Raw genomic sequence first — 13,553 nt, 5'->3', positions numbered from 1 at the left:
CCGCTCTTTGATAGCACAAACGTCTGCAGATACCCGCGCTACAGCGGAGGCAAACGTTTGGCCAGACGAAAAAAAAGCGGGCCTGGAGCCCGCTAAAAACCACACGCTACGGGGTTAGCGCGAGGAGACCAATGAAGGAACCTACTGGGACGGCGCACTCAGCGCCGACCACGGTCCCAGCAGGGATGCCCCTTGTCAGGGCTTCGGCAAAGCCGACCGGCACAGTGCATCGTATCCGCTCACACTACGCACTCAGCCACATCCGTGTTGAAACCGTTGAAGGGCATTGTGGGCGAATAAGCCTGCTAGCGCGGTAACAAAGTGTTTCAGGTTGTAACGCCCGCCAGATAAGGCTTTGCGGGTCTTTTTGCCGATCGGGATGGTTTTAAACGTCGTTTTTACCGGTAGTAAATCCTGGTTCCCGGATAATTTCAGCGACGCTATCTGTTGCCCATACTGCGCCTTTTTATCGCGCATTGGGAGCCGGGGATTTCCCGGCATCCGAAATCGCGCGCGATCACTTAACGTCCCGGCAGCGGGCCATTCGTCAGGGGTTACTGTTGCCGCCTCATCACCGGAACACTCAGATGAACGAATACGCCAGATTGCAGCGCATGCTCGAGCGTGATCGTGTGATTGCCGTCGTCGGGCTGTCGAATCGGGCGCACCGGCCGAGCTATGTCGTCTCGGCCTATATGAAGTCGCACGGTTACAGGATCGTGCCGGTCAACCCGGCCTGGTCGAACGATACGGCAGGCGTGCTCGGCGAGCGGTGCTTCGCGACGCTGACCGATGCGGCGGCTTCGCTTGCGGCCGAAGGCGTGTCAATCGATATGGTGAATGTGTTTCGTCGCTCCGAAGAGGTATTGCCCATCGCGGATGAGGCTGTGCGGATCAACACCCGTTCACTGTGGATGCAGATGGGCGTGATCAACTATGCCGCCGCCGAACATGCGGAGGCGGCCGGGCTCGACGTCGCGATGGATCTATGCCTGAAAGTCGCGCACAGTCGCATCCTCGGCGCGACGCATCGCACGGATTCGCCCGCCCCGCCGATGCCGTCGATGCCTCCGGGCGGGCGACGGTGAATCGCGCAAAGCTTCACGCGCGATCCACCGACATGCCGCCGCGACAAACCTACTTCAACCACTTGTCCTGAATGGCCTGGTATTCACCGGACGCGCGCGAAAGATGCAGCCACTGGTCGACGTACTGCTGGAATACGACGTCGCCGCGCGGCACCATCCACGCTTTTTCACCATACTGGAACGGTTTGTCCGGATGCACCGAGCACAGGCCTGGATTCAGCTTTTGCTGCAGCAAGGTTTCGGATGCGTCGGTGACCATCACGTCCGCCTTGCCGGCCAGAATCTGTTTGAACACAGTCACGTTGTCCGGATAGACGGTCACGTTCGCATGCGGAAAGAACTGCTTCGCGAACCGCTCATTGGTGCCGCCCGGATTGACGATCACGCGTGTCGACGGCTGGTCGATCTGCGCGACGGTCTGATACTTGTTGACGTCATCGCAGCGAACGATCGGCGTCTTGCCGTCGATCATGTAGGCCTCGGTGAAAAACGCGCGCTTTTGCCGGTCGAGTGTCGTCGACACGCCGCCGATCGCGACATCGCATTTCGCGACGAAGTCGTTCATCAGGTTCGACCACGACGTCTTCACGAATTCCGCCTTTACGCCGAGCGAACGCGAGAGCGACTCGGCCATATCGATGTCGATGCCTTCGAACTGGCCGTCCGGCTTGTAGAACGAATAGGGTTTGTAGTCGCCGGTCGTGCAGGCACGCAGCGTGCCGCGCGCGACGATTTCGTCGAGGCGTGAAGCGGGTGCACTGGCTGCGGCGCTGGGCGCAGCGCTGTTTGTCTGGGCGGATGCGGTGGTCGCAACGCTCACAGCGCTCATCGCGCCGGCGCAAAGCAGCGTGCCAAACCATGCGAGGGCGGTTTTCTTCATCGAGTCTCCTTCGTTTGTCTGTTATTGGAAGGTAAAAGCGTGCAAGGTCGCTGATGATAGCCCGGCAAACCCGGCTTGATAAGATCGCAGCCGCGCAGCGGAACCGCGGCGCATTCCTGCGCGCGTCGCTGGGCGAGCGCAACAGACAGCCATGTTTATTCACAGCATCCAGCGCGATGCCGGGGGCATCGTCCGGTAAAATGCCCCTTTGCCTCCAGTCGCCCGCAACGTGGTCAATACTCTTCTGAACGACACTTTCCTGCGCGCGCTCCTGCGCCAGCCGACCGAATACACGCCGATCTGGCTGATGCGTCAGGCGGGTCGCTATCTGCCGGAATACAACGCGACGCGCGGCCGTGCGGGCAGCTTCCTCGGTCTCGCGAAGAACCCCGACTACGCCACGGAAGTCACGTTGCAGCCGCTCGACCGTTATCCGCTCGACGCCGCGATCCTCTTCTCCGACATCCTGACGATTCCCGACGCCATGGGTCTCGGCCTCGAGTTCCAGACCGGCGAGGGTCCGAAGTTCGCGCGCCCGGTGCGCACGGAAGATGACATCGCGCGTCTCGCGGTGCCGGATATCGACGCCACGCTGCGCTACGTGACGGACGCCGTGAGCCAGATCCGACGCTCGCTGATCGATGCCCAGGGCCGTCAGCGCGTGCCGCTGATCGGCTTTTCGGGCAGCCCGTGGACGCTCGCGTGCTACATGGTCGAAGGCGGCGGTTCGGCCGACTTCCGCACGGTGAAGTCGATGCTGTACGCCCGTCCTGATCTGATGCACCGCATCCTCGATGTGAACGCGAAAGCGGTCGCCGCGTATCTGAACGCGCAGATCGAAGCGGGCGCGCAGGCCGTGATGATTTTCGACACATGGGGCGGTGCGCTCGCCGACGGTATCTATCAGCGTTTCTCGCTGCACTACATCCAGCAGGTGGTCGCGCAGCTCAAGCGCGAGCACGACGGGGTGAAAGTGCCGGTCATCACGTTCACGAAAGGCGGCGGGCTGTGGCTCGAAGAAATTGCCGCGACGGGCGTCGACGCAGTCGGCCTCGACTGGACGGTGAATCTGGCGAAGGCGCGTGAGCGCGTCGGCGACAAGGTGGCGTTGCAGGGCAATATCGATCCGTCGGTGCTGTTCGCGTCGCCGTCGGCGATCCGGATGGAAGCGCGCGCCGTGCTCGACAGCTTCGGCAATCATCCCGGCCACGTCTTCAATCTGGGTCACGGTATCTCGCAGTTCACGCCGCCGGAGAACGTCGCTGAACTGGTCGACGAAGTGCATCGGCACAGCCGTGCTATTCGCGCGGGCAGTGTGTCAGCGTGACGTTGCCAGCGTGAATTTTTTGTTGCAGTGCGATGAAGTGGGCTCTCGCTCTAAGGGTAGGACGCGGTGGGCGGGGCCGCCGCGCGGCCTTCCTGCAGTTGTCAAGACTTGACTTATGCACATTTGCCTCGCTGCGGCGCGGTAGAGGGTTGCATCGCTGATTGGTGCTTGCAAGTTGTGTGCGCATCTGGTCTGTGCCTTGACTGGCAAGGCTTTCAGCGGTTATTCGAGATATGTGCGGCAGCCCACAGAACGACGGCGCGACGCCATTTTCGTGCCGGCAAAGCAGAGTTCTCAACAAAGTTATCCACAGGGCATGCGGACGGATTGCAATTCTTCAGCAGAATCCAAAGCTTGGCGTCGAAAGTGAGGTTTTACTTTAACTTCGGCGCGTCGATGGCGACTCACAGGGGTTCGCGATTTGGCCCGTTTTACGCGGCGGATGCGGCGTGAGCGCAGTTTTTGTCCGCGTCGCGCTTGATCACCCGCTCCCGACGCTCTTCGACTACCGGTGCGACGTCGAGCCGTCGCCGGTGCCCGGCACGCTCGTGAGCGTACCGTTCGGCAAACGCGTTACGGTCGGGCTGGTGTGCGAAGTCAGCGATCGCAGCGACGTGCCCGCCGACCGGTTGCGCACGGTCAACGCGATCTGTACGGCGTGCCCGCCGCTATCCGAAGCGTGGCTCAGGCTGGCGGCGTTCGCCGCCGACTACTACCAGCGTGGAATCGGCGAAGTGGCGCTGCCCGGTCTGCCGCAGGCGCTTCGCGATGCGTCGCGCTGGGCGCGGCTGCTCGCGCCGGAGGAGCGCTATCGTCTGTTGCCGACCGGCCGCGAAGCACTGCCTGACGCGCTGCCGGTGCGCGCAATCGCGCTGCGGCGTCTCGCCGATGCGCTCGTGGAAGCCGGTTCGCTCCTCGCCGCCGATGCGCGCGCGCTGCACCCGAAGGCAATCGCGACGCTCGATGCGTGGCAGGCGGAAGGCTGGGTTGCGCTGGAGGTGATCGAAGCCGCCGACGTGCGCGCGGCGACGCCGCGCCACGCAACCGCGACCGCCTTGCCGAAGCTCACCGACGAACAGACCGCCGCCGTCGAATCCATCCGTGACGCCGACGGCTTCGCGCCGTTCCTGCTGCACGGCGTGACCGGCAGCGGCAAGACCGAAGTTTACCTACGCGCGCTCGCTGAACTCCTGGCGGCTGATCCGGAAGCGCAGGCGCTGGTCCTCGTCCCCGAAATCAATCTCACGCCGCAGTTCGAAGCGGCGTTCCGCGCGCGCTTCGCGGCGCTCGACGCCGGCGCGATCGTCACATTACACAGCGGCCTCGCCGAAGGCGAACGCGCGCGACACTGGTTCGCGGCTCACGCCGGCCGCGCGCGCATCGTGCTCGGCACGCGGCTCGCCGTGCTGGCTTCGCTGCCGAAGCTGGCGATGATCGTCGTCGATGAAGAGCACGATCCTGCGTACAAGCAGCAGGAAGGGCTGCGCTATTCGGCGCGCGATCTCGCGATTTATCGTGCGAAGCAGCTTGGCATTCCGGTCGTGCTCGGTTCGGCGACGCCTTCGCTCGAAAGCTGGTGGCAGGCCGATCAGGGGCGTTACGCGCGGCTCACGCTGTCGCGCCGGGCGGTTGCCGACGCCGTGCTGCCGACGGTCAAACTGATCGATCTCGAAGAAGAACACCGCCGTGGCCGTGCGTCGATCGACGGCTTGTCGGGCCCGCTGATCGCCGCGCTGAAGATGCGTCTGGAACGCGGCGAGCAGAGCCTCGTGTTTCTCAACCGGCGTGGCTACGCACCGGTCCTTTCGTGCGATGCCTGCGGTTGGGTCGCCGGCTGTCCGCGTTGCAGCGCGTATGTCGTGCTGCACAAGCCGGAGCGCGCGATGCGCTGCCACCACTGCGGCTGGGAATCGCGCATTCCGCGTTCGTGTCCGGATTGCGGCAACGTTGATATCGCGCCGCTCGGACGCGGCACGCAGCGCGTCGAAGAAACGCTGGCTGAAGCGGTGCCGGGCGCACGCGTGCTGCGCATCGACGCCGACAGCACGCGCCGCAAGGGCAGCGCGCAGGCGCTGTTCTCGGATGTTCATGCGGGCGAAGTCGATATCCTCGTTGGCACGCAGATGATCGCGAAGGGGCACGATTTTCAGCGTGTGTCGCTGGTCGGGGTGATCAACGCGGATACCGCGCTCTTTTCCCACGATTTTCGCGCAAGCGAGCGGCTTTTCGCGCAGCTGATGCAGGTCAGCGGGCGTGCCGGGCGCGCGGGTCTACCGGGCGAAGTGTTGGTGCAGACGCGCTACCCGCGTCACGCGCTGTATCACGCGCTGGCGCGCCACGATTACGTCGGCTTCGCCAAGTCGCAGCTTGGCGAGCGGCGCGATGCGCATCTGCCGCCATTCGTCTATCAGGCGTTGCTGCGCGCCGAAGGCCGTACGCTCGAAGCGGCGATGGCGTTCCTGCAACAAGCCGCAGCGCAGCTGTCGCAGATTCCGGCGGCTGAGCGCGTCACCGTCTACGACGCCGTGCCGCTCACCGTCGTCAAGGTGATGCACGTGCATCGCGCGCAGTTGCTGATCGAAAGCGCGTCGCGCGGCGCGCTGCAGGCGACGCTGCACGCGTGGCAACCTATGTTGCGCACGCTGAAAGGCGTGCTGCGCTGGAGCCTCGAAGTCGACCCGCTCGACATCTGACGCCGCGCCGCGAGCCGCGAACCGCAACGGCGTGCGGCAAATCCCTTCCGGTTATATCCATAGAGCGAAAGGTCGTTTCGGCTTTCGAGGTTGCTCGACTATATTTCGCCGGATCGGCGCAATATTCACAATAATCAATCCGACCAACCTTCGCGCCGAAGCACCTCAACTTCCGGGGCTTTGCGATGAGCGATACCAACCACAGCCTGCCGGCGGGCACCCAGCCCGCACCAGCGAACCGTTCCGAACGTACCGCACGCGGTGGCGGCGGTCTCTTTTCCACCGAAGACTGGTGGGCCGTCTGGATCGGCCTGTTTGTCATCGTGATCGCGTGGGTGCTGTTCGCGTCCGGCGGCAGCATCAAGTGGCTGGCCGTCGCGCCGGCCAAATGGTCGAGCGTCAGCGCAGCCGGCGCGGATCTCGTCAAGCATCTGCCGAACTACGTCGCGCTGTTCGCCGTGTTCGCCGTGCTGTTCAGCGTCAGCCTCGCCGCGTTGAAGCAGAAGGTCGCGCACTTCCTGCCGTCGTTTCTCATCCTGTTCGTCGTCTCGGTGCTGATCTTCGAGCTGGGCGCGTGGATCAACGCGTCGAAGTACAACCTCGAACCGCCACTGGTTGCACTCGCGCTCGGTCTGCTTGTCTCGAACGTGTTCCGGCTGCCGGAATGGTTCTCGGCCGGGTTGCGCGTCGAGTTTTATATCAAGGTCGGCATCGTGCTGCTCGGCGCGACGCTGCCGTTCACGTTGCTCGTCTGGGCCGGCCCGGTTGCGGTCGGCCAGGCGACGATCGTCTCGCTGGTCACGTTCTTCGTGATCTTCTTCGCGGCGAAGGCGTTCGGTCTCGACAAGCGTTTCGCCGCCGTGCTTGGCGTCGGCGGCGCGGTGTGCGGCGTGTCGGCGGCGATTGCGATCGCCGGCGCGGTGCGCGCGAAGCGCGAGCATGCCTCGGTGGCGATCACGCTCGTGATCCTGTGGGCCATCGCGATGATCTTCGTGCTGCCGTTCGCGTCGCGCTCACTTGGGCTTTCGACGGGCATCGCGGGCGCGTGGATCGGCACATCGGAATTCGCCGACGCAGCGGGCATCGCGGCCGCGCAGGCTTACGGCGACCTGGCGAAGAGCGCGGGCGGCGCGATTGCCGGCGCGCCGGAAGCGTCGCTGCAGGCATTCACGCTGATGAAGGTGGTCGGCCGGGATATCTGGATCGGCATCTGGGCGTTCGCGCTCGCGATCGTCGCGACAACCCGCTGGGAAACCGAAGACAGCGGCGTGAAGGCGAAGGCCGACGCGGGTGAAATCTGGGCGCGCTTTCCGAAGTTCGTGATCGGCTTTGTGATTGCGTCGGCGCTGGTGACGTGGATCGCCAGCCACTATTCGCTCGCGGACTACCGGAAGGTCGTCACGCCGGAATTCGTCGCGCCAATTACCGCGCTGCGCACGTGGGCGTTCATCTTCTGCTTCTTCAGCATCGGATTGACGACGCGTCTGCGCTCGCTTACCGCGACCGGCATGAAACCGTTCCTCGCGTTCACGGCGGGCGTTGCGGTCAATATCGCCATCGGCTACGTGCTGTCCGCGCACGTGTTCGCATCGTACTGGAATAGCCTGGGGCAGTGATCGTGAACTCGAAGGGCACCTCGACGGTCGGGCGCGGCGCGGAAGACACCGCCGCGCTTCTCGACGCGAGCCGGTGTTGCGCCGGATGCCGGCACCGTGCCGACGACCGGCATTCACTCGAGCAGAGCATTCCAGGCCTCACTGTATTCAGTTCGGGTTTCGGCGCGAGCGTCGCGGCGAGCCGGCTGTGTCGTCTGCACGACCAGCTTGTCTCGCCGGGCGACTCCTGCAGCCACTTCACCCCGACGCAATGACCCGGCGCTAACCCGCGTCACCGGCGTGCATGTCGTTCACGACGTGCTTTTGGCCGACCGATCGTTACGCGCGTTCACACGCGCCGCTTCCATCCGTTTTGCCGCCGGGCATGACGCGCCGCGGATAAAAAACACCGCACACAGCGCGCACATCGTCCAGATTCCGGCCACCACCATCCACTTTTCCATTTCAGCCACCTTCCCCGTAAGCGTTACGCCTGTTTTTTGCGGCGTGTATCTGTATATCGGCGCGGCGCGCGATTCGATAAGGGTATCGACGAAAAGAATCGCGCCAGGGAAAACACCGATCGCAACCGGACGCACCCGGCGCGCCTCGATCCGCCGAAAACCCCCGTTCTGTAAGGGTTTGCGGAGGGTGCAACCTTTGCCTGAAGAAGGTTGCACCTTTTTAATTGGAGGCGTACGATTCGCCAACTTTCTAGTCTTTCGCCGATAGTCAATCGGCATTCGAAGGAAACATGGCGAGCACTACCCTTGGCGTCAAAGTTGACGATCTCCTCCGTTCCCGGCTGAAAGATGCCGCCACGCGCCTTGAGCGCACGCCACACTGGCTGATCAAGCAGGCGATCTTCGCGTATCTGGAGAAGATCGAGCACGGTCAGTTGCCCGCCGAGCTGTCGGGCCTGAACGGCGCTGCCGATCTGGCCGAAGGCGCGTCTGTCGAATCGGACGAAGAAGGCGCCTCGCATCCGTTCCTCGAATTCGCGCAAAGCGTGCAGCCGCAATCGGTGCTGCGTGCGGCGATCACGGCGGCGTATCGTCGGCCGGAGCCGGAGTGCGTGCCGTTCCTGCTGGGCCAGGCGCGTCTGCCCGCAAACCTCGCCGCCGACGTGCAGGCGATGGCCGGCAAGCTCGTCGAAACGCTGCGCTCCAAGAGCCGTGGCGGCGGCGTCGAAGGGCTGATCCACGAATTCTCGCTGTCGAGCCAGGAAGGCGTCGCGCTGATGTGCCTCGCCGAAGCGCTGCTACGCATTCCCGATCGCGCCACGCGCGACGCGCTGATTCGCGACAAGATCAGCAAGGGCGACTGGAAATCGCACGTCGGGCAGGCGCCGTCGCTGTTCGTGAATGCCGCAACCTGGGGCTTGATGATCACGGGCAAGCTCGTGACGACCAATAGCGAAACCGGTTTGTCGTCGGCGTTGACGCGTCTGATCGGCAAGGGCGGCGAGCCGCTGATCCGGAAGGGCGTCGATATGGCGATGCGCCTGATGGGCGAGCAGTTCGTCACCGGCGAGAACATCTCCGAAGCGCTGGCCAACAGTCGCAAGTTCGAAGCACGCGGCTTCCGCTATTCGTACGACATGCTCGGCGAAGCCGCGACGACCGAAGCCGACGCGCAGCGCTACTACGCATCCTATGAGCAGGCGATCCACGCGATCGGCAAGGCTGCGGGCGGCCGTGGCATCTACGAAGGCCCGGGCATTTCGATCAAGCTGTCGGCGCTGCACGCGCGCTACTCGCGCTCGCAGCAGGAACGCGCGATGAACGAATTGCTGCCGCGTGTGCGTTCGCTCGCGATCCTCGCGCGCCGCTACGACATCGGCCTGAACATCGACGCCGAAGAAGCCGACCGCCTCGAAATCTCGCTCGATCTGCTCGAAGCGCTGTGCTTCGATCCGGAGCTGGCCGGCTGGAACGGCATCGGCTTTGTAATTCAGGCGTACCAGAAGCGCTGCCCGTTCGTGATCGACTACGTCGTCGATCTGGCGCGTCGCAGCCGTCACCGCATCATGGTTCGCCTCGTGAAGGGCGCGTACTGGGATACCGAAATCAAGCGTGCGCAGGTGGACGGCCTCGAAGGCTATCCGGTGTACACGCGCAAGATCTACACCGACGTCTCGTATCTCGCCTGCGCGAAGAAGCTGCTTGGCGCGCCGGATGCCGTCTATCCGCAGTTCGCGACGCACAACGCGCACACGCTGTCGGCGATCTATCACCTGGCCGGTCAGAACTACTATCCGGGTCAGTATGAGTTCCAGTGTCTGCATGGCATGGGCGAACCGCTGTACGAAGAAGTCACCGGCCGCGACAAGCTGAACCGTCCGTGCCGCGTGTACGCACCGGTCGGTACGCACGAAACGCTGCTCGCGTATCTCGTGCGCCGTCTGCTGGAGAACGGCGCGAATACGTCGTTCGTGAACCGCATCGCCGATGAAACCGTCGCGATCGCGGACCTCGTCGCCGATCCGGTCGATGAGGCCTCGAAGATCACGCCGCTCGGCGCGCCGCACGCGAAGATCCCGCTGCCGCGTCAGCTGTTCGGCGCCGAGCGTCTCAATTCGATGGGCCTCGATCTGTCGAACGAACATCGTCTGGCGTCGCTGTCGTCGGCGTTGCTGGCGAGTGCGCATCATCCGTGGCGCGCCGCGCCGATGCTCGCCGACAACGACATCACCGATGGCGCCGCACGCGACGTGCGCAATCCGGCTGACCAGCGCGACCTCGTCGGCACGGTGGTCGAAGCGAGTTCGGAGCACGTGAGCGCCGCGCTCACGCACGCGGTGGCCGCCGCGCCGATCTGGCAGGCGACGCCCGTCGAAGCGCGCGCCGATTGCCTCGCGCGCGCCGCCGATCTGCTCGAAGCGCAGATGCATACGTTGATGGGTCTCGTTGTGCGTGAAGCGGGCAAGTCGCTGCCGAACGCCGTCGCGGAAATCCGCGAAGCGATCGACTTCCTGCGCTATTACTCGACGCAGATCCGCACCGAGTTCTCGAACGACACGCATCGCCCGCTCGGTCCGGTGGTGTGTATCAGCCCGTGGAATTTCCCGCTGGCGATTTTCATGGGTCAGGTTGCGGCGGCGCTGGCTGCCGGCAACACGGTGCTCGCGAAGCCGGCCGAACAGACGCCGCTGATCGCCGCGCAAGCCGTGCGCATCCTGCGCGAAGCCGGCGTGCCGGCGGGCGCGGTGCAACTGCTGCCGGGCGATGGCGAAACGGTCGGCGCGGCGCTGGTTGCAGACGCCCGCACGCGCGCAGTCATGTTCACGGGCTCGACCGAAGTCGCGCGTCTGATCAACAAGACGCTGTCGTCGCGCCTCGACGCCGACGGCAAGCCGATTCCGCTAATCGCCGAAACCGGCGGCCAGAACGCGATGATCGTCGATTCGTCGGCGCTTGCCGAGCAGGTCGTCGCCGATGTGCTGCAGTCGTCTTTCGATTCGGCCGGTCAACGGTGTTCGGCGCTGCGCGTTCTCTGTCTGCAGGACGACGTCGCTGATCGCACGCTCGAAATGTTGACGGGCGCGATGGGCGAACTCGCGATGGGCAATCCGGATCGTCTGTCGATCGACGTCGGCCCGGTGATCGACATCGAAGCGAAGCGCGGCATCGATGCGCACATCGCCGCGATGCGCGAGAAGGGCCGCAAGGTCGTCCAGCTGCCGATGCCGGAAGGCTGCGCAGCGGGCACCTTCGTGCCGCCGACGCTGATCGAACTCGACAGCATCGACGAACTGAAGCGCGAAGTGTTCGGCCCGGTGCTGCACGTGGTGCGTTATCGCCGCAGCGCGCTGGACAAACTGCTCGATCAGATCCGCACGACGGGCTACGGGCTCACGCTCGGCGTCCATACGCGGATCGACGAGACGATCGCGCATGTGATCGGCCGCGCGCATGTCGGCAATATTTATGTGAACCGCAACGTGATCGGCGCGGTGGTAGGTGTGCAGCCGTTCGGTGGTGAAGGTCTGTCGGGCACGGGTCCGAAGGCGGGCGGCGCGCTGTACCTGCAGCGCCTGCTGGCGAAGCGTCCGGCGGGATTGCCGAAGTCGCTGGCGGCGGCGCTTGTGGTGGATGCGCCGCAGTCATCCCAAAACGTGGATGGAATCGGCGACAATCCGGCTGCCGCGTTGACGGCACTGCGCGACTGGCTGATCGGTGAAGGTCAGGCTACGCTCGCGGCGCGCTGCGACGGTTATCTGTCACACGTGCTGGCCGGCGCGACAGCCGTGCTGCCCGGACCGACCGGCGAGCGCAATACGTACACGCTCGGTGCACGCGGCACGGTGCTGTGCGTGCCGTCGACGCAAAGCGGCGCCCGCGCGCAGTTCGCGGCGGTGCTGGCGACGGGTAACCGCGCGCTCTTCGAAGGCGCGGCAGGCGAGCAGCTGGTTGCTGCGTTGCCCGCAGGATTGAAGCAATACGCGAGCGTGAAGAAGAACGCCGAGGCCACTTTCGATGCAGTGCTTTTCGAAGGCGACAGCGACGAACTGCTCGCGCTGGTGAAGGAAGTCGCGAAACGACCGGGGCCGATCGTATCGGTGCAGGGCGTGGCGGCACGCGCGCTGGAAAGCGGCGATGAGGATTACGCACTTGAACGTCTGTTGACGGAACGTTCGGTCAGCGTAAATACGGCAGCAGCAGGCGGCAATGCGAATTTGATGACGATTGGCTGAGCGAACCTCGACGATCAATTCAAAAAAATGGAAGCGGCACGGCGACCCCGATGCCGCTCCACTCACACCTGGTACCAAGGAGAAGCTATGCAGCACACGATGAAAGGGCTGGCAGGCGCGACGCTCGTCGCGGTCATGTCGCTGGCGGGGACCGCACAGGCACAAACGGCAGAAGATGTGAAGATCGGCTTCGCCGGTCCGATGACGGGCGCTCAGGCCCACTACGGTAAGGACTTCCAGAACGGCATCACGCTGGCTGTCGAAGATATGAACGCGACGAAGCCGGTGATCGGTGGCAAGCCGGTTCATTTCGTCCTCGACTCGGCGGACGACCAGGCTGACCCGCGCACCGGCACGACGGTTGCACAGAAGCTCGTCGACGACGGCATCAAGGGCATGCTCGGCCACTTCAACTCGGGCACGACGATTCCGGCCTCGCGCATCTACGCGAACGCAGGCATCCCGGAAATCGCAATGGCGACCGCGCCTGAGTACACGCAACAAGGCTTCAAGACGACGTTCCGCATGATGACCTCCGACACGCAGCAAGGTTCGGTGGCCGGCACGTTCGCAGTGAAGTCGCTCGGCGTGAAGAAGATCGCGATCGTCGACGACCGCACCGCATACGGCCAGGGTCTGGCTGACCAGTTCGAGAAGGCCGCGAAGGCATCGGGCGCAACGATCGTCACGCGTGAATTCACGAACGACAAGGCTGTCGACTTCAAGGCAATTCTGACGAAGCTGAAGGCCGCGAATCCGGATCTGATCTACTACGGCGGCGCGGATTCGCAAGCTGGCCCGATGGTCAAGCAGATGAAGACGCTTGGCATGAAGTCGCCGCTGATGGCTGGCGAGATGGTCAAGACGGACACGTTCCTGAAGATCGCGGGTGACTCGGCGAACGGCACGGTGGCATCGCTGGCTGGCTTGCCGCTGGAAGAAATGCCGGGCGGCAAGGACTACACCGCGAAGTACAAGAAGCGCTTCAACGAGGACGTGCAGACGTACTCGCCGTACGCTTACGACGGCGCGATGGCACTGTTCAACGCAATGAAGAAGGCAAACTCGACGGATCCGGCAAAGTACCTGCCGCTGCTCGCGCAGACGTCGATGCCGGCTGTGACGTCGAAAGACCTCGCATACGACAGCAAGGGTGACCTGAAGAACGGCGGCATCACGCTGTACAAGGTTGTCGACGGCAAGTGGACGACGCTGCAAAGCGTGGGCGGGAAGTAAGCTCAACGCTTGTTGTAGTAAGGGAAGAGCCCCGCGAT

At 64.0% G+C, this 13,553-nt stretch carries 10 protein-coding genes; 7 read left to right on the top strand and 3 right to left on the bottom strand.

Annotated elements, in window-relative coordinates; all coding sequences use genetic code 11:
- Nucleotides 1–252: 252 nt before the first annotated feature.
- Nucleotides 253–477 (bottom strand): hypothetical protein, encoded by a 225-nt coding sequence (locus tag P3T21_RS28105; protein ID WP_429259225.1) that lies wholly within the window; start codon nucleotides 475–477, stop codon nucleotides 253–255.
- 110 nt (nucleotides 478–587) lie between these two features.
- Here P3T21_RS28105 and P3T21_RS28100 point away from each other — a divergent pair, with 110 nt between their 5' ends.
- Nucleotides 588–1,088: a CoA-binding protein gene (locus P3T21_RS28100; RefSeq protein ID WP_429259224.1), complete on the top strand. Its 501-nt coding sequence runs from the start codon at nucleotides 588–590 to the stop codon at nucleotides 1,086–1,088.
- A 49-nt stretch (nucleotides 1,089–1,137) separates the two neighbouring features.
- On the opposite strand, the gene P3T21_RS28095 is transcribed toward P3T21_RS28100, so the two are convergent.
- Nucleotides 1,138–1,968 carry a transporter substrate-binding domain-containing protein gene (locus tag P3T21_RS28095; RefSeq protein ID WP_429259223.1) on the bottom strand — a complete coding sequence of 277 codons (831 nt, stop codon included), beginning with the start codon at nucleotides 1,966–1,968 and terminating at the stop codon, nucleotides 1,138–1,140.
- A 229-nt stretch (nucleotides 1,969–2,197) separates the two neighbouring features.
- Between P3T21_RS28095 and hemE the strand changes: the two genes are divergently transcribed.
- The 4 genes from hemE to P3T21_RS28075 all read left to right on the top strand — a co-directional run bounded on the left by hemE (nucleotide 2,198) and on the right by P3T21_RS28075 (nucleotide 7,858).
- Entirely contained in the window at nucleotides 2,198–3,295 is a 1,098-nt protein-coding gene (hemE, locus tag P3T21_RS28090) for a uroporphyrinogen decarboxylase (RefSeq protein ID WP_429259222.1), read from the top strand.
- Nucleotides 3,296–3,744: 449 nt separating this feature from the next.
- A complete protein-coding gene (locus tag P3T21_RS28085; RefSeq protein WP_429259221.1) occupies nucleotides 3,745–5,988 on the top strand; it encodes a primosomal protein N' in 2,244 nt (747 codons plus the stop codon).
- A 185-nt stretch (nucleotides 5,989–6,173) separates the two neighbouring features.
- The gene (locus P3T21_RS28080) at nucleotides 6,174–7,604 is read left to right on the top strand and encodes a YeiH family protein (RefSeq protein ID WP_429259220.1); all 1,431 of its coding nucleotides are present in this window, start codon (nucleotides 6,174–6,176) and stop codon (nucleotides 7,602–7,604) included.
- 2 nt (nucleotides 7,605–7,606) lie between these two features.
- A complete protein-coding gene (locus tag P3T21_RS28075) occupies nucleotides 7,607–7,858 on the top strand; it encodes a hypothetical protein (RefSeq protein WP_429259219.1) in 252 nt (83 codons plus the stop codon).
- Between the two features lie 36 nt (nucleotides 7,859–7,894).
- Here P3T21_RS28075 and P3T21_RS28070 read toward each other — a convergent pair whose 3' ends face one another.
- Nucleotides 7,895–8,293, bottom strand: coding sequence for a hypothetical protein (locus P3T21_RS28070; RefSeq protein WP_429259218.1), 399 nt, complete (start codon nucleotides 8,291–8,293; stop codon nucleotides 7,895–7,897).
- A gap of 44 nt (nucleotides 8,294–8,337) precedes the next feature.
- On the opposite strand from P3T21_RS28070, the gene putA reads away from it, so the two are divergent.
- Nucleotides 8,338–12,279 (top strand): trifunctional transcriptional regulator/proline dehydrogenase/L-glutamate gamma-semialdehyde dehydrogenase, encoded by a 3,942-nt coding sequence (putA, locus tag P3T21_RS28065; protein WP_429259217.1) that lies wholly within the window; start codon nucleotides 8,338–8,340, stop codon nucleotides 12,277–12,279.
- Between the two features lie 87 nt (nucleotides 12,280–12,366).
- Complete coding sequence (locus P3T21_RS28060) at nucleotides 12,367–13,515, top strand: branched-chain amino acid ABC transporter substrate-binding protein (protein ID WP_429259216.1); 1,149 nt, start codon at nucleotides 12,367–12,369, stop codon at nucleotides 13,513–13,515.
- Nucleotides 13,516–13,553: the final 38 nt, after the last annotated feature.

Source organism: Paraburkholderia sp. GAS334 (genome assembly GCF_050436625.1).
In the GTDB taxonomy this organism is placed as follows: Bacteria; Pseudomonadota; Gammaproteobacteria; order Burkholderiales; family Burkholderiaceae; genus Paraburkholderia.
Note: the sequence above shows the minus strand (reverse complement) of the source record. Positions and strands in the feature narration are given on the sequence as shown.

Excerpts from the sequence above, each read along its gene's own strand:
- P3T21_RS28080 (WP_429259220.1), top strand. The coding sequence starts at position 6,174 with ATGAGCGATACCAACCACAGCCTGCCGGCGGGCACCCAGCCCGCACCA.
- P3T21_RS28100 (WP_429259224.1), top strand. The coding sequence starts at position 588 with ATGAACGAATACGCCAGATTGCAGCGCATGCTCGAGCGTGATCGTGTG.
- putA (WP_429259217.1), top strand. The coding sequence starts at position 8,338 with ATGGCGAGCACTACCCTTGGCGTCAAAGTTGACGATCTCCTCCGTTCC.
- P3T21_RS28105 (WP_429259225.1), bottom strand. The coding sequence starts at position 477 with ATGCGCGATAAAAAGGCGCAGTATGGGCAACAGATAGCGTCGCTGAAA.
- P3T21_RS28095 (WP_429259223.1), bottom strand. The coding sequence starts at position 1,968 with ATGAAGAAAACCGCCCTCGCATGGTTTGGCACGCTGCTTTGCGCCGGC.
- P3T21_RS28060 (WP_429259216.1), top strand. The coding sequence starts at position 12,367 with ATGCAGCACACGATGAAAGGGCTGGCAGGCGCGACGCTCGTCGCGGTC.